The 248-nt window shown below is 62.5% G+C and carries 1 protein-coding gene; it reads right to left on the reverse strand.

The features are described 5' to 3' along the window. Positions 1-139: 139 nt before the first annotated feature. Positions 140-248, reverse strand: a 109-nt coding sequence (locus tag QSV46_RS40535; protein WP_314964339.1) for an FKBP-type peptidyl-prolyl cis-trans isomerase, incomplete at its 5' end; no start/stop codon positions are given.

A 248-nucleotide genomic window follows, 5' to 3' on the forward strand; every position in this document is an offset into this window, starting at 1 on the left:
TCGATATCCTGGACGTGATCGTTCCAGATGGTGACGTCGTGTCCGGCCAGCTTGCCGAAACAATCGAGGGTGCGCAGCGTGTCGAAATAGTCGTCGAGGATCGAGACCTTCACGATGCGCTCCCTCGTTCGGTGTGCGGCTACTTCACCGCCAGCAATTCGACGTCGAACATCAGCGTCGCATTCGGCGGAATGACGCCGCCGGCGCCCCGCGCGCCGTAACCGAGCGCGGGCGGAATGATCAGGGTG

The sequence above is a fragment of the Bradyrhizobium cosmicum genome, assembly GCF_032290525.1.
In the GTDB taxonomy this organism is placed as follows: domain Bacteria; phylum Pseudomonadota; class Alphaproteobacteria; order Rhizobiales; family Xanthobacteraceae; genus Bradyrhizobium; species Bradyrhizobium cosmicum_A.